A 25751-nucleotide genomic window follows, 5' to 3' on the forward strand; every position below is an offset into this window, starting at 1 on the left:
AATTTTAAGTAAAACAAGTGGAGTAGTAACAGCAACAGTAAGCTCTGATACAGCATCAAATTTAAATACAGCATTAATAAACGCAACATCGTCAGATGCATTAACATTAACAGTAACAGGAACAGCAGCAGCAACAGATTTAACAGCTCTTGATGGGAAAACTTCTGTAGCAGTAAACGCAGCTAGTATTAGTTTATTAACAGGAACAATAGCTCAAGTTCAAGCAGCATATACTGCAAATACAGCAGGAACAATAACAGGTCTTACTGATAGAGCAGTTAAAATAAGTGATTCATCAGTTACAGCAACAGATTTAAATACATTAAATTCTGCAACAACAGGAAGTATCGATGCTTCAAGTGTAACATCAATTTCAGGATCAGGATCAGATTTAGTTGGGATATATGGTGCATCAAGTGAAATATCAGGATTAGGTAATGAAAATGTAAGTATTACAGATACTGGAACATTGGCTTCTTCAATTGTAACAAGTATAGATGCATATACAACAGGTACTGTAACATTAAGTGGAGCAGGTTCCTTGACATTAAGTTCAACAGCTGGACAAACTGTTGATTTAAGTGGAGTAACAAACTCTTTATCTGAAACATTAACAATAAATGATTCTACAGGAAATGAAAATATAACAGGAACATCAGGAAATGATACTATTAATATAAGTTCAGGTTCTGATACTGTAAATGCTGGAAATGGTGCTGATACTATAAATATAGCTATTGATAATTTAGATAATGCAGATAGAATAAATGGTGAAAGTGGAACTGATACTCTTAATTTAACAAGTTCAGGAACACTAACAAGTACAGATGTAACAAATGTAAGTGGAGTTGAAACTCTTAATTTCTCTTCTGGAGATGATACTTTCTCATTTACAGATAAAACAAATTTTGATTCAACGATAGGTAAATTCTCAACTATAAATGGTGGCTCTGGTACTGATTCAATTGATTTTAGTTCAGCAGTAAATGGTGATTTAGACTTTAGTAAATTATCTAGTTTTGAAACACTAAATTTATCAGGAAGTGCAGATACTTTAACAATTAGTGGAGATGAACCAAGTACTATTAATGGTGGAGCTGGGAATGATACCTTCTCATTAGATTTTTCAAATGTGAGTAATTTTACAATTGATGGTGGAGCTAATGATGATACTGTAAATATTACAGGTACTAGTTCATCTATTTCTTCAGATACAAATATTTTTGGAGCAGGAGCATTTGATAATATTGAAACATTAGATTTAACAGCTGTTAATTTAACAGTAGGTTCAGATACATCTGATGGTGGAACAAATGCTGAATATACATTAACAGGTTCATTAATTAATAGTTGGACAAGCTCTAATTCATTGAAATTAACATTAGACGCAGACTCAGCATCTAAATTAGAGTTTACGAATTCAGCTGGTACAAAATATGGTGGAGATGATTCAGATACAACATCAATAACAAATGGTACTTATACATTGGATAGTGGAGCAGAATTAATTGTAAATGGATTATAAAAAACAAGCACTTATTTTCAAAGTGCTTGTAAATAATTATTTATTCAGAATAAAAAAAAATTAGATATAATCACGAATTATATAACGAAAAGGTAGAGACTAGATGATAGAAAAACAAAAATTACTTTTTGAGCAAGCTATTGAATTTCATAAGAAAAGAGATTTATCAAATGCACAATTAAAGTATGAAGAAATTTTAAAAATTAATCCAAACAACGCGGAAGCATATGTTAATCTTGGAGTGATATTTAAAACTAAAGGTGATCTAAATACTGCAATTAAGTGTTATCTTCAAGGAATAAAATTAGACCCTAAAAATAAATTTGTTTATAATAACATAGGAAATGCCTTTAAAGAAGTTAAAGACTATAAAATGGCTATAAAAGCCTATAGTGATTCAATAAAATTAAATCCAAATGATTTTAATGCTTATAATAATCTTGGAATTGTTTATGAGTTAATCGGAGATAATAACAAAGCAATAGCTGCATATAAACAAGCTGTAAAAGTAAATCCAAAACATGCAAAATCTATAAATAATATAGGTGTTGTTTTATACAAACAAAAAAAATATGAGCAATCAGCACAAATTTTTGAAATAGCACTACAAACAGATCCTAATTATACTGAAGTTTATAGTAATAAAGGTGCTGCATATAACAAGGCAAAAAATTATGATAAAGCAATTGAATCACTTGAAATTGCAATTGAAAAAATGCCAAATCACGCAGGAGCTTATACAAATTTAGGAAATGTTTATAACAAATTATTTGATTATAAAACAGCTGCGAAAATGCATGAAAAATCAATAGAACTAGATCCAAAAGGTTCAAATGCTTATGGTAATTTAGGAACTTCATACAAGTATTTAGGATTTTCAAGCAAAGCTATTCTTTCATATAAAAAAGCAATAGAATTAGACCCAAACTTCGTAAATGCACATTTTGATTTAGCAACAATGTATCTTTCAAATGAAGATTTTAAAAATGGTTGGAAAGAGTATGAGTGGAGATTTAGAAAAGAAGAAATGATTCCTCATATTATTAAACATAAAGATATTTTTTCTAAACCTTTATTTACAGGAAAAGAAGATATCAAAGGTAAAACACTATTACTTCATTCAGAGCAAGGTTATGGAGATAGTATTCAGTTTATAAGATTTTTACCAATATTAAAAGAAAAATATGGCTGTAAAATAGCTGTAAAATGTAGAGAAGGTTTAAAAGAATTATTTAAATCTATGGAAGAAATAGATGTAATAGTTGATAGAAGTGAAGAAACACCTGCCTTTGATTATCAATTATCTATTATGAGTATGGCTTATATTTTAGATATGAAAAGTATAAATGACTTACCAAATAAAATGCCTTATTTAAGTGCAAAAAAAGATGATTCTTTTAACATAAAAAAAGTAAAAGGTAAAATAAATATTGGTATTTGTTGGAGTGCATCTTTAACAGGCGAAAGTTATGAGGGAAAAGTATTTGATTTAAAATTCTTTGAGCCGCTTATGAATAATCCAAAAATAAATCTTTATTCATTACAAGTTGGAGATGGAAGTGAAGATATAAAAAAATATGGATATGAAAATAAAATTATAGATTTAACAGATAAATTGACAGATTTTGCCAAAACAGCTTCACTCATAAATGAATTAGATTTAGTTATTTCATCTGATACAGCAGTGGCTCATTTGACAGGTGCTTTAAATAAACCGGTTTGGATTCCTTTACAAAAAATTCCTGATTGGAGATGGACGAACAAAGGAGAAACTACAAAATGGTATCCAAGTGCTAAGTTATTTAGACAAAAAACAGCAAGAGTTTGGGAGGGAGTATTCCAATCTTTAAATGCAAAACTTTCTAAACAATTCAAAATAAAAATAGGTTAATAGGTAAATTTTTTGGAATTTCAAGATAATAAAACATCACAAGAAGAACAAACATTAGAAGATAATACTTCAAATAGAGAAGCATATCCTTTATTATTTACATTAAAATACATTTTAGATTTTTATTATGGAGAAATCTCTTTAAATACAATATTAAGTTTTAGTGCAAAATCAAGTGATGGTTTTACTAAAGAATTAGCAATTGATGTTGTAAAAGAAGTTGGACTTACGGCTGTTTATAGAGATATAAAAGCTTCTGATATTCCAAATCATTTCTTACCATGTATGGTATTTGATGAAAATGATAAAGCTTTTATCTTAAAAAGAAAAGGAAAAGAGTGCTTTTTGCACGATCCTGTTAGTAATAGTGAAATAAAAAAAGATGGTAGTTATTTAAAGCACTTCAAAAAAGCAATTTTAGTATTTAGAGATCCTAAAAAAGAGAAAATACTTGAGCAAATAAAAGGAAAAGATTGGTTTTGGAATCCAGTAAAGGCATTTTGGAGATCATATATTGAAATAGGTTTTTTAACTCTTTTTATAAATATTTTTGCTCTTGCAGTTCCTTTATTTTCAATGAGTGTTTATGATAGAGTTGTTCCAAATAATGCAACTGAAACTCTATTTGTACTAGCTATTGGTGTTGTGATTATTCTTTTATTTGATGTGTTTTTCAAAAGTGTTCGAAATCATATTATTGAAAAAGTTGGAAAAGAATTAGGTTTAACTTTAGAAGAGGAACTTTTAAAAAGAGTTTTAAGTGTTCAATCTCAATATGACAGTATGCTTGTGGGAAGTAAGGCAAATCTATTTAGAGAATTAGCTTTAATAAAAGATTTCTTTGCTACAAAATCTGTAGTACAAGTTATAGATCTTCCTTTTTTCTTTATTGCTATTGCTGTTATTTTTGTGATTTCTCCAATGGTTGCTTTAGTTCCTCTTTCAATTGCAATTATTGTTATAATTTTTAATTTTGCAATGCAAATACCAATTTCAAACTTAAGTAAAAGAAATATAGCAAATGTACAAGCAAAACACTCATATTTAGTTGAAACAATACAAGGAAGTGAAATAATAAAACTTTCAAATGCACGTGCAACAAAACTATTTAATTGGAGAAATTTAATTGCTGTAACTGAGTCTGTTTCACATAAAATTCAATCATTAAATGTATTCTCAATGAACCTTTCTCAAACAGTAATTCAACTTGTTACTCTTTTAGTAATTGTAGTGGGAGTATTTGAAATAGCAAATAATAATCTATCAGTTGGTGGATTAATCGCAGTTACAATTCTTTCTAGTCGTGCGATGGTTCCTGTAATTCAAGCTTCAATGATGGCAATCAGATTAAAAGAGATAAAAGAATCACTTGATAATATAAACGAATTTTGGCATTTACCATTAGAAAATGATAAAAATATAGAGATTGGATTAGGAGAAATTAAAGGAAATATTGAATTTAAAAATGTTGAATTTTATTATAAAAATAGTAAATATCCATCTTTAGAAAATTGTAATATTACAATAAAAGAGGGTGAAAAAGTAGGAATTATTGGACAAACAGGCGCAGGGAAAAGTACTTTTTTGAGAATATTAACAGGATTAGATTCACCAACAAAAGGATCTGTTTATCTAGATGGGCACGAAATATCAACAATTCATCCTGTAGAAATAAGACAAAATATAGGTGTAATGCCTCAAGAGCCATTTTTGTTTTCAGGTACACTAAAAGAAAATATTGAATTATCAACTCCTATTAGTAAAGAAAAAATGATGCAATTAATAAAAATTACTGGACTTGAAGATTTAGTGAAAAAATCAGGTCAAGGTGATGGCTTACAAGTAGGTGAGAGAGGTTGTAACTTATCTGTTGGACAAAGACATTTAGTTGCTCTTGCTAGAGCTATATTAAATAATCCTCCAATTTTACTTTTAGATGAGCCAACAACAGGTCTTGATGTTGGACTTGAAAAATCTTTAATTGCGCATATGAAACAAATTCTAAGTAATAAAACTTTAATAGTAATTACACATAGATTTGCAGCATTAGATTTAGTAGATAGAGTTATCGTTTTAAATCAAGGTAAAGTTGTTGCTGATGGTCCAAAGAATGCAGTTTTAGCTGCACTACAAGAAAAGAAATAAAATGAATAATACATTATATGAAGAAAAAAAATGGAACTATTACGTAAGTGTAATTCCAATAATGCTATTTTTTGTAATTTTTATGTCTTGGGCTGCTTTTAGTGAAGTAGATGAAGCAGTAAAAGGAACAGGAAAAGTTGTACCTTCTGGACAAACAAAAATTATTCAAAATCTTGAAGGTGGAATTATCTCTTCAATTTTAGTAAATGAAGGTGATACTGTAAAAAAAGGAGAAACAATTTATACTCTTTCAAATGCTTTTTTTAGTTCAGAATTAGTTACAAAAGAGATAGATTTATTAACTCTTCGTGCTGTTTTAATTAGATTAGATGCTTTAATTGATGGTAAAACTACAGTTGATTTTCCAGAAGAATTAAAAAAAAGAATACCTGATATTGTAGAAAATGAAACTAGAATATTTTATGAAGATTTAGAAAATAATCAAAGAAAAATAGATATAGCAAAAACTCAATACAATCAAAAAGATTATAAACTAAGAGAAACAAAAATTAGATTTAATAATCTTAGTATAGAGTTAAATTTAGCTATAGAAAATATGAAAATTTTAGATGAGTTATTAAACAAAAAAGTTGCATCAAAAAAAGAGTATATATTAGAATTATCAAAAAAACAAAATATCGTAACGCAAATTGATGAAACAAGAAATAGCATTCCTATTTTACAAGAAGAGATTGAAGAAGCTAGAAAAAAAATAGCATCAGTAGAGTCTGAAAATAGAAGTAATTTACTAGGAAAATATACAGAAATAAAAGCTGAAATAACAAAAGCTATAGAAAAAAATAAAGCAAATATAGATAGAGAAGAAAGAAAATCTGTAATTTCACCAGTTCATGGAATAATTAACAAACTTTATTTTTATACAGAAGGTGGAATTGTAAAGCCCGGAGACAAAATGGCTGAAATTACTCCAATTGAAGATGCTTTGACAATAGAAGCAAAAATAAAAAGTTCTGATAGAGCATTTATTTGGGAAGGACAAGATGTTTCTGTTGAAATTACAGCATATGATTTTTCTAAATATGGATTATTAAAAGGTAAATTAATTTCTATTTCACCAGATAGTTTTGAAGATAGAAATGGTTCTATTTTTTATATAGCGAAAATAAAAGCAGATGTAAACCAATTTGCTCCAGATTTACCTATCTTACCTGGAATGGTTGCTAATGTAAATATATTAACAGGAAAGAAGACAGTTTTACAATATATTCTTAAACCACTTAAAGATATTAGCAAAAATGCATTAAGTGAGCAATAATTTAATTATTTTCTTATTAAATTAAGTCTTGCTTAAGTGTAAAACAAGAGATATTCAAATATAATCTACCCAATTATAACAAAAGGATCGACGTGTTTAGTTTTATAAAAGCTATCCAAAATTTACTCAGTGAGTTAAAAAAGAAAAAAGGTTTATGGTTTACCATATTAACTCTTATGTCTATACTGGGAATATCTCTTTCAATGTATTTACTTACTTCAATGACTAGTAAAATATCAGAGGAAGTTTATGCAAACATGTCAGTTACTTATAAAAATAATTTAGAGTATAAATTTGAAGATAAGCAAAAAGAACTTAGAAAAATTATTTTAGGGTTAAAAATAAATGATACATTTAGAAATAATCTGGAAAATAAACAATTAATAGATCCTGTTATTGAAACATATAATAAAGCATTAGTAGAGTTGGGCTTAGATACAATAACTTTGACTTACTATTCAACAATTAACCAAACAAATCAATATAGAAATATTATAAATAGTGTAATAAATAGAAAAATATCAACATTTGGAATTGAAATTCTTTCAGATGGCCCAAATGTAGTTTATATTGAGCCTATAATATCAGGAGAAAATGTTGTTGGTGTAGTTGAGATAAAAGAAAGTTTAATTTCCATTAAAAAAGATTTTGAAAGAAATAAACAAAGTATTTTTGTATTTTTAATGCAAGAAAAAATGATGGCAAACCTATCAATTGATGCCAAAAATGGAAGATATAGACCAGTTGTTGATGATTTAAGAGTAGAAGAACAAAAATATGATGGTGGTTTTTTCGCAAATGTTATTGAAGAGGGTTTAGATGGATTTAAAGAATTAAAAGATAAAGGTTATCTTGTTAACAAAGAATACTTCAAAACATATAAAGAAATATTAGATGTAAATGGTGTTACTGTTGGATATGTATTAATTGGAGAGCAAGTACAAGGTAATGGAGGATTTGTGAATATCGTTGATAAAATGACAAAATCTGTTACTATGATAGCATTAGGTTTAGTAATATCAATATTACTATTTATGTTTTAAAAAAGGCTAGGAATGAGAAGAGTTAAAATATTAAAAGTTTTTTTTATTGTATTATTATTTATTGCATTTATTTTATATGCAAATTTTACTTTAATCAAAACATTTTTTATCGCTACATTAACATTTAATATTCCGATTGTAACTGTTTTCTTATTAGCTGTACTAGTAATATATCAATCTGCAATAAGATTAACAATGCTTGCTGGTACTTTTGGAATTATAGCATATAAAAAAGGACCAAGTTTAGAGTTTTATTTAGCAGGAGTTACAAATATTATGCCTGCAACCATTGCTCATATGTTTACAAGAAGAGCAAAAAAAGGTGTTATATTTTTTTCTGAACAAGAAGCAAAAGATGTAACAGAATGGTTGGAAAATCAATTCTTTAAAGAAAAAGGTTATACAGCATTCTTCGTAGGAACTTCATTAACACTTGGATTACTAGGAACCTTTGCTGGATTACTTGTAGCAATTGATCAAATGGGAAAAATCATTTTATCTTTTGGTGGAGATAATATTGATATGGGTGAAGTAATGACAGCTTTTTCAGGACCTCTAGGTGGTATGGCTATTGGATTTGCCTCTTCATTATTTGGTGTTGCTTCTGCTATTATTTTAAATCTTTTGCAATATATTCTAACAAAAAGTCAAGCGGCATTTTTAGAAGATGTACAAGAGTGGATGAAAGGTAGAATTGTTGAGTCTCAAGCAATAGATACAATTGAAGAGATGGGGCCTACTAAAGCAATATCAGCTTCAAATACGGATAATAGTATGGCATCAGCAGGATTTCTTGACATTTTTGTAGATACAATAGGTGATTTTACTGAAAAAATGGAACATTCTAATAATTTATCTCAGGAAATGTTTAAAAAAATTGCGGATAAACTAGATCAAACAGTAAGTAATGCAGATAATGAATCTATTCTTTTGAAAAACTTAATTGAAGTAATGAAAGAATCGAATATTAATCAATATTCTAGTTCTAAATTAATTGAAGAATCATTACAAGAAATTTCTACAGTAATTTTATCAGAGCATAAAACTATAAAGAAAAGCCTACTTTTACAAGAAGAAAATAATAGATTATTAGTTCAATTAATTAATAATTTAGAGAAAAAAGAAAATTCAGAGAGTAAGAGATAATCAATGGCATGTAAAATTGAAGAAGAATTTAATCCATGGCCATCATTTGTTGATATCTTTTCTTCAGTAATTCTAGTATTACTATTATTTTTACTAGTTGTACTTGCAAACTTAGGATACTACATGCAATTTAAGTATAAAGTATCATATACAGGATCAATTTCAAATAGTGAATTAATTGGAAGTCCAAGTTCTACAACTACGAGTGAAACAACTCAAACTTCAAGTAGTGCAGCAAATGGAAGTAATCCCAATTCTGATCTTAATATTCAAATAATACAAGAACAAAAACAAATGGTATTAGCTCTTCAAAATCAAATTGCAGTTGATGAAACTGCCTTAAAATCTGCAAAAGGTACTGACGAAGCAATCTCTGCTGGTATTAATATAGCAGACAAAAAAGAAGATACAACAGAATTACAAAAAACGATAACATCAGATGATTATTTAGTAATTACATATAAAGCTGATGAATTATTTGTTGATGATGCTATTTCAAAACAATTAAAAGATTTTTTAAGCAAAGCAAAAAGTAAAAATGCAAGCCATCAAATTTTTATTTACTCATCAGATACTAAAAATCAATTAAGTGCAACAATTGCAAAACAGATATCATTAGCAAGAACAATGAGTGTAAGAAATTTGATAAAAAAATTTGGTTATGAGAAAAAAGATATAAATATAGATTTATCTGTTTTACCAGAAGTAAAAGAACCTATAGATGCTAAAAATGGTTATATAGTAATTAAAACAACAAAGTAGTATGTAAATGAAAAAACAATTCATCTTTTGGATATTTTTAACTGTTATTCTAAATGCTAATGAAGAAATATTAGACAATAAAAATATGAATTCAAATATATCAATTTATCTGGATGAGCAATTAAATAGTCCTCAAACATCAAGTATAAATAGTAGTGATAGATACGAAAAAGATTATAATGCAGATATCTCCAAATACAAAAAAGTATCATTGATGGATGTTGTTCTTGAAACTGTATCTAATAGTGCTTTATTAAAAGCTTCACGAGAACAAGTAATCCAAAGTGAAATTAAATTAAAAGATGCAATAGCTGGATATTATCCTACTTTTGCCTTTGAATCAGAAACAGGAAGAACACAATCAGGAAGCAATGCGAATGATAAATTTTTTAAATACTACAATGATAGAAATTACAAATTTATTTTAAGTCAAAATATTTATTCAGGTGGCGAAACTTCTAACAATGTTAAAAGTTTAGAAAAAGAATTAAATGTAGCTAAAAATAAATATCATCTTGTTTTGCAAGAACAGATAACAAAAGCAATAAAAGCATATTTTGATGTAGTTTTTGCATACAGAACTGTACAAGCAAGTGAAAACAATATGAAAAATTTAAATAAAATTTTAGAAATTGTTACTATTAAATATGATAATGGAGCTGCTACTATTGGGGATTTAACAGCAATAAAGGCAAATGTCTCAAATGCACAAACAGCACTTACTAAAGTAAGATCTAAACTTGTAGAATCAGTTAGATACTATGAATATATAGTAGGGAATAACTATGTAGAAACTCTTCCTTATGAAAAAAACTTTAATATTAATGTTTCAACATTTGATTTATTATATGAAAGAGGATTAAAAAGAAATAGAACAATTTTGAATTATTATGAATCAATAGAGGCAGAAAAATTTAATTTAAAGTCTAAGGAATCAACATTTTCTCCTAAGTTAGATTTTGAAGTTTCCTTAGATAATATTATGGATGCAGAAGATGCTGAAAGTAGAGAACAAAATTTTAATGGTCTTCTTAAACTTACATTTAATTTATATAATGGTGGAAGAGATAAAAATAAAATATTAACTTCTTTTAGTGCTATTAGAGAATTGAATTTTCAATTGGATGAAGAGAAAAAAAAATTAAAATGGAATATTTCAAAACTATTTACTTCTATTAAATCAACAAATGAATCATTAAAAAGTAATATCTCTGAGGTTATATCATTAAGAAAGATGGTTGAAGCTTATTGGGATGAATTTAATTTAGGTCAACAAGATTTACAATCATTACTTCAAGGGCATAAGCAGTTAAATGCAGCAGAAGTTGAGTTAATAAAATATGAAAGTGGAAATATTACAGATTTCTTTACATTACTTGGATATACAGGAGATTTATTAGTATTTTTTGATTTAGATCCTGAACATCCTAAATTTATTGATTTTTCAAAAAGTAATTACACCCAAAATATTTATATTGATGATAAATTCTTAACTGAAAAGGAAAGATTAGAAAGAAAAGAAGAACAAAGAATAGAAGAGGAATTAAGAAATTCATTGGCTGGAAAAGCAATAAAAGATGAAAATATTAATAAGTTTATAAAATCTTTTTTAGCAGCAAATGATGAGTTCTATACAATTGAAATGGCTAGATTTAATAATCAAGAAGAAGCAATAGCATTTATAAAAGCAAATGATTTAGATACAAGCTCTTTTGCATATAGTACAGTAGACAAATTTATCCTTAATTCAAAAATTGTTCATGGTATTTATGAAAATGCAGATATTGCAAAAATTGAAATGAATAAATTATCAAAAGCAAATAATAAAAAATCTCTAGAACTTAAAAAAGTAAAAGATGTAAAACAAGCATACAATGATTATCTTGCTGGATTAGAAGTAAAAGCTCCACCTGCAGAAATTAAAATTGTAGAAAAAATAAATACAATAGAAAAAATTAAACAAGAGAAAAAAATAGAAGAATTCCAATTTAATGAAAATATGAGATTAGAGTTTTTAAATGCTAATCCTGAATCTTATACTATTAATATAACATCATTTAATGATAAAAAAGAACTAGAGAAAACATTAATAGAAAAACCTAGTTTATTTGAAAAAACTTATGAATTTGACTATTTTAATGGAACACAATTAATTAGATGGAATTATGGAATTTTTAAAACATATGATGAAGCACAAAGAGCTATTCAATCATTAGGTGATAATGGCGTTTTATATTATCCAACTGTGCAAAAAGTTTCCAAAGAACAAGAATTATATAATTCAAATATTTTACCTCCTTTAAAAGAGCCTGCTAAAGAACCTGAATTTGAATATATAGATGTTAGTTCTAAAACAGAATATAAAGAAGCAGTCCCTTTAAAAGATTATGCTCAAGAAAAAGAAAAACCAACTGAAAAAACAATACAAGATTTAATGAATAAATTGAAAGAAGATAAAACGGTAATAAAAACAAGAAACCCTATAGGTGGAGAAGAAAAGCCAAACAGTCTAATTGATGATGAAGTAAGAATAGTTCCTTCTCCAAAGGCTGAATAATGCAAAAAAGTAAAATAAATAGGACTGTAAAAAATATAAGTATTATTTTATCAATGTTTGTTGCTGTTCTATTTTTATTATTTTGCTTCATATTTCTTGATTTTAAAGAAAGTGCTTTTATTAATGCCAAAACAAATTATGAATTAAATATAGATAAGTATACAAATAAATTCAAAGAGCCAACTCTTTTATTCGATAAATTATTAATAAATGAGTATAAAAAAGATGCTTTAAGTACGGATTTTATAAGTAATATAAAAATCAAATATAATAAAATATTACTTAGTAAAGAAAGTTTAATTTTTCAATCTAATAACTTTTCAAATTCTTCATGGAATTTAGCAGATGTAACAACAGATGCAAAATTTGGAGAAATACAAAAAATAGAAGGAACTGCATTTTTTGAGTTTATTCCCTCTGATTCTTTTAATCCAAATGAAAAATTAATAATCAAATATCAATTATTTAGAAATAATGAAATAAAGAACTTTTTAGTTTCACTTGATTTAAATGTATTAAATAATGAAGATATAGTAACTGAAAATGAAGATATTTTTAGTTTTTATAAATATTTTTACAATATAAAATTAGATGAAACTATTATAAAAGAGTTAAAAGTAGCTGATATAAATTATGTAAGTATTGAATATACTATTAATGATTATAATTTAAAAAAAGAAATTTTTGAATATTTTAATAAACTCTTATTTCTAGTAATGATTCTTTTTATTCCTATTTCAATATTTGTAATTTATTATGCTAGATATATAGAAAATAAATATGTTGTTGAACCAATAAAATATCTAGATAATATTGTATTAGACATAATTGACCATAAATTTTTAAATATAAATAATAAGATAGTAAATAAAAATAGTGAATATAAAAACTTAGTAACTAATATATCTAAACTATCAAATAAAATTGCTTCTTTGGTAAATGAATTAAATATCAATAAAGAATCTATGGAAAGAAGTTTATTAACAGATAATTTAACAGGATTATATGATAAAAAGATGTTTGATATTGATATGAAAAGTATGTTTGTATCTTCGACTGAAGGTTATATTTTTTTATTAAAGATTGCTAAGTTGAATCAAATTGAAAATACAAATGGAACAGTAAAAACAGATGATTTTATTTTGTCATATGTAAATGTAATTAATAATATAATTTATTTATATAAAAATAATAAAATAGCTTTTTATAGAATTCATGGTTCAGAATTTATTATTTTAGTTAAAGATTTGAAATATTCAGAAGCCTTAGCTTTTTCTGATAGTATTATAAAAGGATTAAATACAGAAATATATAAAAATTATAAGCTACCTGATAATATATTTCATATTGGTGGAACGCAAATAGATAAATATGGAACAATAGATTCAATTTTCAATTTAGTAAATAAAGCTTATACAGATGCAGTTTCAGAAGGTATTAATACTTATAAAATTATTGAAGAAAATCATATTCACGATGAAATAGAAAAAGCAGAAGAAAAAGTAAAACATATTATTGAAAATAATTTCTTCAATATCTCTTTTGCATATGATTCTTATTCTTTTGAAGATGAATTATTAATAAGAGAATTAAAACCAATATTAAGAGATCAAAATGGTAATGAAATTGCTATTGGTTCATTTATGGCAATTAGTGAGAAATTACAGTTAAATACTACTTTTGATAAACAAGTGATAATAAAAGCCTTAGAATATCTTAGAAAAAATCATATAAATTATAAAATAGCTATTAATTTATCAATAAAAACTATTGTTGATAAAGAGTTTATAAAATTCTTACACGATTTAATTGAGGAAGATAAAAATATTGTAAAAAGTATTTTATTTAGTATCACATCTTATAGTGCATCTGCCAATAAACTTGAATTTATTAAATTTGTTGGACAATTACATGAATTAAAATTTGAGATATTGCTTAAAAGATTTAAAACTAAAGAGTATTCTTTAGATGATTTAACTGAGGCTAAAGTTGATTATATAAAAATAGATAAAGATTTAACACAAAATATTAGTAATGATTTAGTAAAAAAACATAGAATGAAAAATATAGTAGTATATGCAGAAGTAAATGATATAAAATTAATAGTTGAAAATGTTGAATCGGATCAAGACTATAGATTTTTAAGTAAATTAGATTTATATGCAGTTAATAGATAAGGCAGTTTATGAATAAAATTATAATTATATTAATAATACTAGTGTTTGCAGGTTGTTCACAAAAACAAGATATAAATAAACCTAAAGATATTATTGTAGCAAAAAGGAATTATCCGAATATTTCAAAGAATGCTATTTTTGATGCTGCAAAAGTACTTTTTACTCTTTCAAATGAAAATAATGGGAATAAAAATTTTATAATTGATGTTTATAGAGATAAATTAGAAGTAAGTAAAATAATCTTTGAATATAATGTAATTAGAGGTGATATTACTTTAGATAAATGGCAATTAGAATTATATCAAGCAGAAAAAGAGACTAGAGCTAATTTAATTGTGAGTAGAAGAGATAGTTTAAATGAAGAGGAAATCAAAAATATTGATAAAAATGTAGTTAATCTTTTTTGGGATAGATTAGATTATTTATTGGGCTTAAAAAAAGATTGGAAAGAGTGTAATAAATATTTTGACGGGGAACCATCAGAAACATTTCATAATATTATTCTATATGATTTTTGTAGTGATTATTTTATAACAGTAATTCCTGATGATAAATACATTCAAAAAAATATCTTGATATCTGAACAAAAAACTAATAAAAATACAATTGATACAGTAAAAGCAGATATATATAAAACAACAGGTTTAAGTTTAGAAAAAAGTGATGATGATATTTTTAATCAAAGTGAAAATATCGAAGATACATATTTATTAAAGCCTATTATGACAGATGAGATTTTTGAAATAGAAGCACAAAAAAAAGCTAAAGTAATAAAAACACAAGATGCTGCTATTCCTGATAAATTAGGATTTAAAACTTTAAAAGATGGTGAATTACTTGATGTTGATAAGCAAATGAATAAATTTAAAAGAGATTTAGAAAATATTATTAATGTAAAACCACAAAATGAAAATACAAATTTAGAAAAAATTATTTCAGAAAGTGATGAATTAAAAGAAAATAGTGAATTTGATTTTAAATCAAAAGAAAAAAATCAATAAATCAAAAGGAGTTCTTTATGAAATTAACAGCATATATATTATTATTTATTACAACATTATATGGAGTAACTTTTGATGAAGCTACAAGTAATTTTAATAAGGGAAATTATATTGAAGCTTATGAGCAATATAGTCAATTAGCTTTAGATGATGATGCTAATGCTCAATATAATATTGCTTTGATGAATTATAAAGGAATAGGCGTTAGTAAAAATAATAAACTAGCTTTCTTTTGGTATGAAAAATCTGCATTAAATGGAAATGCAGCAGCACAAAATAATTTAGCACATATGTACTATTTAGGTGAAGAAGTAAAAAAAGATTTAGTATTAGCTGAAAAATGGTATAAATTATCTGCTGAAGCTAATTATCCACTTGCTCAACTTAATATTGCTATGTTATATGATGTAAGTACAAATGATGAAAAAGTTAAAGAAGCTTTTAATTGGTATACAAAAGCTTCAATGCAAGGTGTGATTATTGCACAAAATAATTTAGCAAAAATGTATTATATGGGAAGAGGAACTTCAACTAATAAAGAAAAAGCACTTTATTGGTTTACTAAAGCAGCAGATGCTTCAAATCCAGTTGCGCAAGCAAATCTAGCAATGATGTATTTAAGTGCTGATGGCGTAGCTAAAGATGTTGAAAAAGCAATAGTATTATTTACAAAAGCAGCAGAACAAAATAATTTAGCTTCAATGATTAGATTAGCAGATTTATATGGTAAGGGAAATGAAACTTCTTTAAATTATGAAAAATCTTTTTATTGGTATGAAAAAGCTGCTGCATTAAATAGTACTTCTGCTATTTATCATTTAGGATTATATTATTATCATGGATATGGAACTCAAAAAGATGTAGATAAAGGAATTAAATATATCAGAGAAGCAAAAGATAAAGGCTATAAAAGAGCAGAAAACTTTTTTAAATTAAATAATCTTCGATAGTAAAAGTAAAAATTATTTTATATACATTCTTCGTAAAAAATCTTATAAAAGTAGGAATTTAAATATCATTACTTCATATTGTATTTAATCAATTTTAGATACAATCATGTAAAAATTATAAAACTTCATTTTCAAATAGGATAATTATGTCAAAACAATTACTACAAAAACAAGCAGATACAATTAGATTTTTAGCAGCAGATATGGTTCAACAAGCAAACTCTGGACATCCAGGTGCTCCTATGGGATTAGCTGATATTGCAACTGTATTAAGCAAACATTTAAATATAAATCCAGCAGATGAAAAATGGTTAAATAGAGATAGATTAGTTTTCTCAGGTGGTCACGCAACTGGTTTAGTTTACTCTTTATTACACCTTTGGGGATTTGATGTATCTGTAAATGATATGAAAAATTTTAGACAAACTCACTCTAAAACTCCAGGACATCCTGAATATGGACATACTCATGGTATTGAAATTACAACAGGACCATTAGGACAAGGTATTGCAAATGCAGTTGGTTTTGCAGCAGCTGGTAAATATGCACAGAATATTCTTGGGCGTGAAGTTATTAATCATAAAGTTTATTGTTTATGTGGTGATGGAGATTTACAAGAGGGTATTTCTTATGAAGCAACTGCAAGTGCTGGACATTTAAAACTTGATAATCTTGTGATTATTTATGATTCAAATAATATTACGATTGAAGGAGATACTTCATTAGCGTGGAGTGAAAATGTTAAAAAAAGATTCCAAGCTATTGATTTTGAAGTAATTGAAATAGATGGACATAATTTTGAACAAATTGATAAAGCATTGGTAGCTGCAAAAAATGCAACAATGCCTGTATTAATTATTGCAAAAACAGCAATTGCAAAAGGTGCTGTTACTATGGAAGGAAGCCACCATACCCATGGAGCTCCTCTTGGAAATGATGAAATTGCAGCTTCAAAAGCAAAAGCTGGTTTTAATCCAGAAGAAAAATTCTTTGTTCCTGCTGATGTTAAAGGTGCATTTGACAAATTAATTGTTGGTTCAGTTGCTCAAAATAATTGGAATGATTCTTTAAGTAAAGAAACAAAAGCAAAAATTGCAGAGCTTCAAAATCCAAATTTTGATGCCATTGAGTATCCAACTTTTGAAGCTGATTCTTCAGTTGCAACAAGAGATTCAAATCATAAAATTTTAAATGCAATCGCAGCAGCAGTTCCAGGATTCTTAGGTGGATCTGCTGACCTTGGACCTTCTAATAAGACTGAATTAAAAGGTGAGGGTGATTTTCCAAATGGAAGAAATATTCACTTTGGTATTAAAGAACATGCAATGGCAGCTATGACTAATGCTATGAATCTTTATGGATTATTTAGAGTTTACTCAGCTACTTTCTTTGTATTTTCTGATTACTTAAAACCAGCAGCTAGAATAGCTGCACTTGCTTCAATTCCTCAACATTTTATTTGGACACATGATTCAATTGGTGTTGGAGAAGATGGACCAACTCACCAACCAATTGAGCATTTATCACAATTTAGAGCATTACCAAACTTCTATACATTCAGACCAGCAGATGCTAGTGAAAATGTTGAATCATGGAAAGTAGCACTTAAAATGAATGCTCCAACGGCTTTTGTTTGCTCAAGACAAGGTTTAAGAGTATTAAAAGATGAAAAAGCATTTGGAAGCGTTGCAAATGGTGGATACTTACTTAAAAAAAGAGACAATGCAAATATTACAATTATGGCATCTGGATCTGAGTTAATGTTAGCACTTCAAACTTCTTGTGAATTAGAAAAAGAAGGGATTATTGCAAACGTAGTTTCTGTTCCTTGTTTTGATCTATTATTAGAGCAAGATGAGTCTTATATCGCTCAAATTATTGATAAAAATACAAGAGTTTATGCTGTTGAAGCTGCTCGAGGTTTAGAGTATTATAGATTTGCACATAAAGTATTTGGTATGGATACATTTGGAGCATCTGGACCTGCAAATGATTTATTTGAAGAGTTTGGATTTACAATTCCTAAATTAAAAGCAAATATCATAGCTGACTTTAAAAAATAATTATATAAATAGATAGAAATTTTTTTCTATCTATTTTTCTTTTTAAAACTTCTTTTAAATAAATCACAAAATCTCATCTTTTTTTAATATAAACCCTTTATAATACTTCTATAAAAAAATTTTAGGAGTGCTAATGAAAATAGGATTTATAGGTCTTGGAAATTTAGGCCAAGCAATATGCAAAAGATTATCTTCTTTAGATATGCAATTAATAGTTTACAATAGAAACAAAGATAAAATTAAAGATTTACCATATGAAATTGCAACAACACCTAAAGATATTCTAAAAGAGTGTGAAGTTGTTTTTCTATGTTTATTTGATTCACCTGCTGTTGAAAATATTTTAACACAAGAAAATGGATTATTATGTGATGAGTTAAAAGCTAAAACTATTATTGATTTAACAACTAATCACTATACTGATGTTTTAAGATTTCATAAAATGGTAAATGATATTGGTGGAAATTATCTTGAAAACCCAGTATTTGGAAGTGTTGCACCTGCATTAAATGGAGCACTAACAGTTGTTAGTTCTGGTAAAAAAGAAGTATTTGAAAGTGTAAAACCTATATTAGAAAAAATTGCAATTGAGATTTTTCATTTAGAAGTGCCATCAAGTGCTACAAAAATGAAACTTATAAATAATCTATGTTTAGGTTCATTTATGGCAACACTTGCTGAATGTACGGCACTTGCTGAGAGTTGTGAGATTCCAAAAGCAAAAGCCTTGGAGATTTTAGGAGTTGGTGGTGGACAGTCACTTGTGTTAAAAGCTAAAACACAAAAATTAATTGATGAAGACTTTTCGGCACATTTTTCAAATAATGCAATAAATAAAGACTTGCATTTATTACAAGATTTAGCATATAATTTGAAATTACCACTTTATACAGCAGCAGTTCCAAAAGAGCTGTTTTCTAAAATGAAAATGATGGGTAAAGGGGAAGAGGATTTTTCTTCGATATATCAGTTATTCAAAAATATCTAAAAGGATAAAAAATGCCACATCTACAGTTTGAAATAAATAAAAAAGTATCAGATGATTCAAAAGAAGAGTTTGTGAATGAAATAAGAGATGCATTTTCTCAAATTATGGATACAGGAGTTGATCATATTGCAATATCAATAAGAGAGTATGATAAATACTCTTTAACAATTGGAAGAGCAACTCCTACGGATGATATTTGTTTAATGAACCTTGATATTAGAGAGGGCAGAACAATTGAAAAAAGAAGAGAGTTAGCTCTTAAATATATGGAAATTGTAAAAGAGAACTTTGGAATAAATCAAAAAAATCAATATATTACTTTTACTGAACACAAAGGTGAAGATTTTCATTTAGTAGAAAAATATTTAGCCACTTGGGAAAAAGCTGAAGATCCACTTGCATAAAATTAAAATAGCTTAATCATAAATTTTGATTAGGCTATTTTTTTATAAAATATTTTAGATATTTGCTATGAACATCAATTTATAATAAATGTTAAGCAAAGTAATCATTCTAAATGAAATAATTAAATTTTTTGTAAATGTTACGAAATCAACAAATTTTTAATCATTATTTTCAGTAAAAATTTTTATACAATTTCTATTTGATTTTTTAGCTTCATATAATGCTTTATCTGCTTTCGATAAACATTTAGTTGGATTTTGATTTTTACATTCATATATACCAAAACTAGCTGTTAGTTTAATATCTTTATAAAAATTATGCTCTTCAATTATTTTTCTTAAATTTTCAGTGATTATATGTGCATCTGAATCTTTTGTTTGAGGAAATATTAGTAAAAATTCTTCTCCTCCCCATCTTCCAACATAATCAGTTTCCCTGATATTTTTAGATAAAATATCTGCAAATTCTTTTAATACAATATCTCCAACAATATGTCCATATGTATCGTTTATATTTTTAAAAAAATCAATATCAGTAATAATCAATGATAATGAGGTTTCATATCTTTTTTTATATTTAATCTCCTTTTCTAAAATAGAATCTAATTTTACTCTATTATAAAGTGAAGTTAATTTATCCGTTTGAGATAATTTTTCTAGTTCTTTGTTTAATGCTGATAATTTTATATTTGAACGATATATTAAAGCTGTAAGTATTAAAACAAAAATTATAATGATTACAATAACTACTTGAATAAGAAATTTTGTATCAAACTGTTTATCTTTTATAATGGTTATCCATTTATTTGTAATTCTTTCTGTATCTTCTATTTTTAAAGAATTTATTGCTTTATTTAAGATTGTTTGTAAAATTTTTTCATCATTTCTTATTGCAATTCTTGCTAATAATTCATTATCAATTTTTCCATTAATAATAATATCATGGAAATTATATTTTTGTTTGGTATATGCAATTGTAGGCATTGAGCCAATAAATGCATATGCTTCACCTTTTGTTACCTTTTCAAGCCCTTCTTTTGTATCTGCTGCTTCAATAATAGAAATATTTGGTGAAATATGTTTTATCATTTCCACAAGTGCATAGTTTTTTACTAAAGCAATTTTTTTGTTTTCAATTTCCTTAATTGAATTGATATAAAGCACATTATTTTTTGTAGTAATTACAGTAGAAAATTTTAAATAAGATTGAGTAAAGTTAAAAAATTCATTTCTACTTATTGTTTGAACTGCAAATGGTATGATGTCACATCTTTTATCTTTAACCAATTGAAATGATTCACTAAAAGATTTTGTAATGTTTAGTTGGAATTTTATATTAGAATTAGTACTTATTTGATCCATAATATCTGCAATTATACCTATATATTTTCCTTCTTTTGTTATTTGTTCATAGGGTAAGAAATCTGGGTCAACACACATGGTGATAGTTCTTTTATTTTCTAAATATACTATTTCTTCAGGCGTAAAAAGATAATTTTTACTATTATTCTCAATTTCAGTGATTTTTTTAAACCATTTATCATTAAGTTCATCTATCTCATTTTTTGAAATTAATTTCTCTGCTTTTTGAATTATAGATTTTAAAATTGTATTTTTTTTATTATAAGCAAAGTAGAAACCAAAACTTTCATCGTCTATATTTGGAGTAATTTTCAAATTAGTGATTAGATTCTTATTTATTCCATATTCTAAAATATCTTTTATTCCATAAGTTACATCTGCTTTTTTAGTTGAAACAGCAGTTAATATTTCTAAAGAGTTAGTTGTAGGATAGATATTAATCTTTGGAAAATCTTTTTTTACTCGTTCATAACTATGAAAACCTTGAACTAAAGCTATTGTTTTACCATTTAACTCTTTGAATGAGTTATATTCTTTTTCACCAATTCTTGTAACCATTGCAGGAGTTGAAACTCTATATGGAATATCTGAGAATAAAAATCTTTCTTGTCTTTCTTTTGATTTTAAAACATTAACTAAAAAATCTATTTGCTTGTTTTCAAGCATATTCATAGCATCATCCCAATTATTATTTACATACTCTACTTGAACAGCTAATTTATTTGCAATTAAATTTATATAATCAATTGAGTAACCTTTTGCTATACCATTTTCATTGAAATTATAAGGGGCTAGATCTGAATCATTTTGTATTTTAAATATCTGTTTATTTTCTAAATAGGCTAATTCTTCTTGGGTGAAATTTATTTCTTTTTTGAAATAGACTATTAACTTTCCAATATAATTATTATTTTTGTCTAAAATTTCTTTATTATAATAATTTGAATTATCTTTTATATTAAATGGAAGTTCTTGATTATCATTTATAATAACAGTTGAATCGTCTTTATATGAACTATATATAAATTTATTTTCATAAATTATTTCAAAAGCTATTATTCTTTCGTGATGTTGATAATAAAGATTTAAAATAGCATTGATCTCTTTTTTATTTTCTTTATTGTTTTGTATTAAGTATTTCAATTGTGAAGATAAGTTATCAATATTTTGTTTTGTATTATTACTAATTACTTCTATATCAGAAGATAATACATTTTGAACAAATGATAAACAAAATATTAAACTAATAAATAATTTATACATAAAAAACCTTGTGTTATATACCTTATTATATAACAATTATTTTAAAGAGTTGATTTCATATCCAAAGATAAATTTTAGTATAGTACCGATTATTAAAAGGATTTTAAATGTTAAAAGGTATTATTGTTTTATTGTTTTTTCAATTTATAGGAGAGTGTATTGCTAAGTTATTGGAGCTTTTAGTGCCTGGTCCTGTTATTGGAATGGTTTTATTATTGTTATTTTTATTAATAAAAAAAGGAAGTTTTCAAAGTCTTGATAATGCGGTTGCCCTGCATTTAAGATATTTACCACTTTTATTTATTCCAGCAGCCATGGGAATAATTACTCAAATTGATATTATTACAAAAGAGTTTTGGGCAATAGCAATTGCTTTATTTGTGGGAACTATTGTTGCTTTGGCTTTTAGTGCAAAATTTATGGATTATCTTACTATTAAAGGTGAGAAAAATGAATTATGATGCATTAATAAATTATATACATTCAACTCCACTTACTTGGTTGATTTTAACATTAGCTGCTTTTAAATTAGGAATCATAATCTATGAAAAGTTTAATAAACACACACTTTTACAGCCAATAATTATAGCCTATGTGATACTTTTGAGTCTAATAATATATACAAATACCTCTTTTGAAGAGTATTTTAAAAGTGTTGAAATTATTCATTTCTTTTTAGGCCCTGCTACTGTTGCTTTAGCATTACCATTATATAAAAATTTGAAATATATAAAATCACTTTTTTTACCAATAGTTCTTACGCTTTTTATTGCAGGTGTTTTTTCAATCGCAATTGCAGTAATATTACTTTGGATTTTTGGGGCAGAACTTCCAACAATCTTATCAATGACCACAAAATCAATAACTGCACCAATTGCTATTATTACTTCAGAGCAAATAGGTGCTATTCCTTCCCTTGCGGTTGGATTTGTTTTAATTACTGGAATTATTGGAGCATTATTTGGAACAATTGTTTTTAAATTTGTAAAAATAAAACATGATACTTCAAAGGGCTTTGCTCTTGGTTTAGTATCCCATGGAATTGGAACAGCAAGGGCTATTGAAATAAGTGAAAAAGCGGCTGCTTTTTCTGCTCTTGCTATGGGATTAAGTGGAATATTCACAGCTGTTTTTCTTCCTATGATAATCACTTTATTAAAGTGATTATCAAAAATATAGATTTTTTTACATTAATACATCAAGATATCTTGATATATTAATGTAAATATGTTATACTTCAAAAAAGAAAAAAAGAGGACCTAATATGGATATATTTTTAAAATCTACAAGTGCCCTAAACGATGAAACAAGAGTAAAACTAATTAAATTTATAAATGTAAATGGAAAATGTTGTGTTTGTGATTTAGAAAATTCATTTGATATGATTCAATCAAGACTATCAAGACATCTGAAAATTTTAAAAGAATCAGGCTTTCTAAAAGTTGAGAGAGAGGGAAGATGGGCTTATTATAGCGTTCGTTTTCCCCTTGATGATTTTAGAAATGCTTGTATCAAAGAAATAATGACTTTAGATATAGAATTGCCAGTTTTAATAAAAGCTTGCGACATAAAGGAAAATAATTGAAAGAAACACTTTTTGTATATGGTACTTTGATGCCAAACTGCCCAAATGGATATGTTTTAGAAAATGTTGTTGGTAAATTTGTTCCAGCAACTGTAAGAGGTTATCTAAAGGATGCAGGATGGAGTGCAAGTATGGGTTATCCTGGAATTAAACTAGATCCAAATGGAGATACTGTTCATGGATATTTATTTTACTCAGATAATTTAATTAATCATTGGGATAGCTTAGATGAATTTGAAGGTGCAGAATTTGAACGACAAGAGGTTACTGTTGAAAGATATGATGAACTTGATGTTGATACATTTATTTATGTATTAAAAGCTACAGAAGATCAAATAAAGGAAAGTGATTTATGATACTTGCAAGTAGTATATTTTTAATAACTTTAATATTTGTAATATGGCAACCACGTGATTTACAAATAGGAACAACAGCTGTTATTGGAGCAATCGTAGCTTTAGTTTTAGGAGTTGTAAGTTTTACAGATGTTTTAACTGTAACAAATATTGTTTGGGATGCAACTTTAGCATTTATTGGAATTATAATTTTATCTATGGTTTTAGATGAGATTGGTTTCTTTGAATGGGCAGCTTTAAAAATGGCAAAATTCTCAAATGGAAATGGACTTAAAATGTTTATTTATTCTATTTTATTGGGAGCCTTTGTTTCGGCACTTTTTGCAAATGATGGAGCGGCGCTTATTTTAACTCCAATTTTACTAGCAAAAATGAGAGTACTAAAACTGAATATAAAAACAATAGTTGCATTTTTACTAGCAGGTGGATTTATAAGTGATAGTGCTTCACTGCCTTTTGTATTTTCAAACCTAACAAATATAGTTACTGCTAATTATTTTAGTATTGGATTTGTGGAATATTTTTTAAATATGATTATTCCATTTATTGTAAGTGTTATTGCTTCTATATTTTTCTTATGGTTACTTTTACGAAAAGATATTCCAACAACTGTTGATATTTCTTTATTAAAAGAACCAAAAAGTGTAATAAAAAATATGAAATTATTCTATTTCTCCTGGGTATTTTTAGCTCTTTTATTAGCTGGTTACTTTATTGGCGATGCTTATGATTTACCAATTTCTATTTTTGCCTTAGGTGGAGGAATTATCTTTTTGATTATCGCATCTATTTCTAAAACAGTTGAGCCAATTCGTGTAATAAAAGATGCTCCATGGCAAGTTGTTTGGTTTAGTATTGGACTTTATATTGTTGTTTATGGGCTAAAAAATGCAGGACTTACAGATTATTTAACAATTGTTTTAAAAGATTTAAGTTTAAGAGGTGATACCTTAGCCGTTGTAGGAACTGGATTTATAGCAGCATTTTTAAGTGCTATTATGAATAATATGCCAACAATTATGATTATGGATATTGCAATGCATGATATAGGAAATCAAGCAATGATTTATGCAAATATAGTTGGATGTAATCTTGGACCAAAAATGACACCATTTGGTAGCCTTGCTACGCTATTATGGCTACATGTTTTAGCAAAAAAAGGTGTGAAAATATCTTTTGCTCAATACAGTAAATTTGGTTTGATTATCACACCACCCGTACTATTATTAGTACTTTTAGCAATTTAGTTTAATTTTA

At 26.5% G+C, this 25751-nt stretch carries 20 protein-coding genes; 19 read left to right on the forward strand and 1 reads right to left on the reverse strand.

Translation table 11 applies throughout. The annotated features are described in order from the left end of the window. The 14 genes from ABVS04_RS03925 to ABVS04_RS03990 all read left to right on the forward strand — a co-directional run. A partial coding sequence (locus ABVS04_RS03925; RefSeq protein ID WP_368029370.1) for a beta strand repeat-containing protein occupies nt 1–1525 on the forward strand: 1525 nt, incomplete at its 5' end. Between the two features lie 103 nt (nt 1526–1628). After that, nucleotides 1629–3416: a tetratricopeptide repeat protein gene (locus ABVS04_RS03930; protein WP_368029371.1), complete on the forward strand. Its 1788-nt coding sequence runs from the start codon at nt 1629–1631 to the stop codon at nt 3414–3416. A gap of 12 nt (nt 3417–3428) precedes the next feature. Beyond that, complete coding sequence (locus ABVS04_RS03935; RefSeq protein WP_368029372.1) at nt 3429–5561, forward strand: type I secretion system permease/ATPase; 2133 nt, start codon at nt 3429–3431, stop codon at nt 5559–5561. A gap of 1 nt (nt 5562) precedes the next feature. Further along, entirely contained in the window at nt 5563–6837 is a 1275-nt protein-coding gene (locus ABVS04_RS03940; RefSeq protein WP_368029373.1) for an HlyD family type I secretion periplasmic adaptor subunit, read from the forward strand. Nucleotides 6838–6929: 92 nt separating this feature from the next. Further along, a complete protein-coding gene (locus tag ABVS04_RS03945; RefSeq protein ID WP_368029374.1) occupies nt 6930–7880 on the forward strand; it encodes a hypothetical protein in 951 nt (316 codons plus the stop codon). A gap of 12 nt (nt 7881–7892) precedes the next feature. Beyond that, nucleotides 7893–9026 (forward strand): hypothetical protein, encoded by a 1134-nt coding sequence (locus ABVS04_RS03950; protein ID WP_368029375.1) that lies wholly within the window; start codon nt 7893–7895, stop codon nt 9024–9026. 3 nt (nt 9027–9029) lie between these two features. Continuing rightward, complete coding sequence (locus ABVS04_RS03955) at nt 9030–9788, forward strand: hypothetical protein (RefSeq protein WP_368029376.1); 759 nt, start codon at nt 9030–9032, stop codon at nt 9786–9788. Nucleotides 9789–9795: 7 nt separating this feature from the next. Next, nucleotides 9796–12345, forward strand: coding sequence for a TolC family protein (locus ABVS04_RS03960; protein ID WP_368029377.1), 2550 nt, complete (start codon nt 9796–9798; stop codon nt 12343–12345). Further along, nucleotides 12345–14522 (forward strand): EAL domain-containing protein, encoded by a 2178-nt coding sequence (locus ABVS04_RS03965; protein WP_368029378.1) that lies wholly within the window; start codon nt 12345–12347, stop codon nt 14520–14522. Before ABVS04_RS03960 ends, ABVS04_RS03965 begins: the two co-directional genes overlap by 1 nt. Nucleotides 14523–14530: 8 nt before the next feature. Next, nucleotides 14531–15523 (forward strand): hypothetical protein, encoded by a 993-nt coding sequence (locus ABVS04_RS03970; protein WP_368029379.1) that lies wholly within the window; start codon nt 14531–14533, stop codon nt 15521–15523. Between the two features lie 17 nt (nt 15524–15540). Then, on the forward strand, nt 15541–16473 hold the full coding sequence (locus ABVS04_RS03975) for an SEL1-like repeat protein (protein WP_368029380.1): 933 nt from the start codon (nt 15541–15543) through the stop codon (nt 16471–16473). A 146-nt stretch (nt 16474–16619) separates the two neighbouring features. Further along, on the forward strand, nt 16620–18536 hold the full coding sequence (gene tkt, locus ABVS04_RS03980) for a transketolase (protein ID WP_368029381.1): 1917 nt from the start codon (nt 16620–16622) through the stop codon (nt 18534–18536). A gap of 133 nt (nt 18537–18669) precedes the next feature. Continuing rightward, nucleotides 18670–19524, forward strand: a complete 855-nt coding sequence (locus tag ABVS04_RS03985; RefSeq protein ID WP_368029382.1) for an NAD(P)-dependent oxidoreductase — start codon at nt 18670–18672, stop codon at nt 19522–19524. An 11-nt stretch (nt 19525–19535) separates the two neighbouring features. After that, complete coding sequence (locus ABVS04_RS03990; protein WP_368029383.1) at nt 19536–19928, forward strand: tautomerase; 393 nt, start codon at nt 19536–19538, stop codon at nt 19926–19928. Between the two features lie 159 nt (nt 19929–20087). On the opposite strand, the gene ABVS04_RS03995 is transcribed toward ABVS04_RS03990, so the two are convergent. Beyond that, nucleotides 20088–22553 carry a transporter substrate-binding domain-containing protein gene (locus ABVS04_RS03995; protein ID WP_368029384.1) on the reverse strand — a complete coding sequence of 822 codons (2466 nt, stop codon included), beginning with the start codon at nt 22551–22553 and terminating at the stop codon, nt 20088–20090. Between the two features lie 107 nt (nt 22554–22660). Between ABVS04_RS03995 and ABVS04_RS04000 the strand changes: the two genes are divergently transcribed. The 5 genes from ABVS04_RS04000 (at nt 22661) to ABVS04_RS04020 (ending at nt 25741) form a co-directional block, all read left to right on the forward strand. After that, a complete protein-coding gene (locus ABVS04_RS04000) occupies nt 22661–23014 on the forward strand; it encodes a CidA/LrgA family protein (protein WP_368029385.1) in 354 nt (117 codons plus the stop codon). Next, a complete protein-coding gene (locus tag ABVS04_RS04005) occupies nt 23004–23717 on the forward strand; it encodes an LrgB family protein (protein ID WP_368029386.1) in 714 nt (237 codons plus the stop codon). The genes ABVS04_RS04000 and ABVS04_RS04005 overlap by 11 nt, the downstream gene beginning before the upstream one ends. Before the next feature lie 100 nt (nt 23718–23817). Beyond that, nucleotides 23818–24138 (forward strand): ArsR/SmtB family transcription factor, encoded by a 321-nt coding sequence (locus tag ABVS04_RS04010; RefSeq protein ID WP_368029387.1) that lies wholly within the window; start codon nt 23818–23820, stop codon nt 24136–24138. Then, the gene (locus ABVS04_RS04015; protein ID WP_368029388.1) at nt 24135–24494 is read left to right on the forward strand and encodes a gamma-glutamylcyclotransferase family protein; all 360 of its coding nucleotides are present in this window, start codon (nt 24135–24137) and stop codon (nt 24492–24494) included. The genes ABVS04_RS04010 and ABVS04_RS04015 overlap by 4 nt, the downstream gene beginning before the upstream one ends. Next, a complete protein-coding gene (locus ABVS04_RS04020) occupies nt 24491–25741 on the forward strand; it encodes an arsenic transporter (RefSeq protein ID WP_368029389.1) in 1251 nt (416 codons plus the stop codon). Before ABVS04_RS04015 ends, ABVS04_RS04020 begins: the two co-directional genes overlap by 4 nt. The last annotated feature ends 10 nt before the right edge of the window (nt 25742–25751 follow it).

The organism is Arcobacter sp. s6 (genome assembly GCF_040884245.1).
Taxonomy (GTDB): domain Bacteria; phylum Campylobacterota; class Campylobacteria; order Campylobacterales; family Arcobacteraceae; genus Aliarcobacter.

Excerpts from the sequence above, each read along its gene's own strand:
- ABVS04_RS03930 (WP_368029371.1), top strand. The coding sequence starts at position 1,629 with ATGATAGAAAAACAAAAATTACTTTTTGAGCAAGCTATTGAATTTCAT.
- ABVS04_RS03940 (WP_368029373.1), top strand. The coding sequence starts at position 5,563 with ATGAATAATACATTATATGAAGAAAAAAAATGGAACTATTACGTAAGT.
- ABVS04_RS03950 (WP_368029375.1), top strand. The coding sequence starts at position 7,893 with ATGAGAAGAGTTAAAATATTAAAAGTTTTTTTTATTGTATTATTATTT.
- ABVS04_RS03955 (WP_368029376.1), top strand. The coding sequence starts at position 9,030 with ATGGCATGTAAAATTGAAGAAGAATTTAATCCATGGCCATCATTTGTT.
- ABVS04_RS03960 (WP_368029377.1), top strand. The coding sequence starts at position 9,796 with ATGAAAAAACAATTCATCTTTTGGATATTTTTAACTGTTATTCTAAAT.
- ABVS04_RS03965 (WP_368029378.1), top strand. The coding sequence starts at position 12,345 with ATGCAAAAAAGTAAAATAAATAGGACTGTAAAAAATATAAGTATTATT.
- ABVS04_RS03970 (WP_368029379.1), top strand. The coding sequence starts at position 14,531 with ATGAATAAAATTATAATTATATTAATAATACTAGTGTTTGCAGGTTGT.
- ABVS04_RS03975 (WP_368029380.1), top strand. The coding sequence starts at position 15,541 with ATGAAATTAACAGCATATATATTATTATTTATTACAACATTATATGGA.
- tkt (WP_368029381.1), top strand. The coding sequence starts at position 16,620 with ATGTCAAAACAATTACTACAAAAACAAGCAGATACAATTAGATTTTTA.
- ABVS04_RS03985 (WP_368029382.1), top strand. The coding sequence starts at position 18,670 with ATGAAAATAGGATTTATAGGTCTTGGAAATTTAGGCCAAGCAATATGC.
- ABVS04_RS03990 (WP_368029383.1), top strand. The coding sequence starts at position 19,536 with ATGCCACATCTACAGTTTGAAATAAATAAAAAAGTATCAGATGATTCA.
- ABVS04_RS03995 (WP_368029384.1), bottom strand. The coding sequence starts at position 22,553 with ATGTATAAATTATTTATTAGTTTAATATTTTGTTTATCATTTGTTCAA.
- ABVS04_RS04000 (WP_368029385.1), top strand. The coding sequence starts at position 22,661 with ATGTTAAAAGGTATTATTGTTTTATTGTTTTTTCAATTTATAGGAGAG.
- ABVS04_RS04005 (WP_368029386.1), top strand. The coding sequence starts at position 23,004 with ATGAATTATGATGCATTAATAAATTATATACATTCAACTCCACTTACT.
- ABVS04_RS04010 (WP_368029387.1), top strand. The coding sequence starts at position 23,818 with ATGGATATATTTTTAAAATCTACAAGTGCCCTAAACGATGAAACAAGA.
- ABVS04_RS04020 (WP_368029389.1), top strand. The coding sequence starts at position 24,491 with ATGATACTTGCAAGTAGTATATTTTTAATAACTTTAATATTTGTAATA.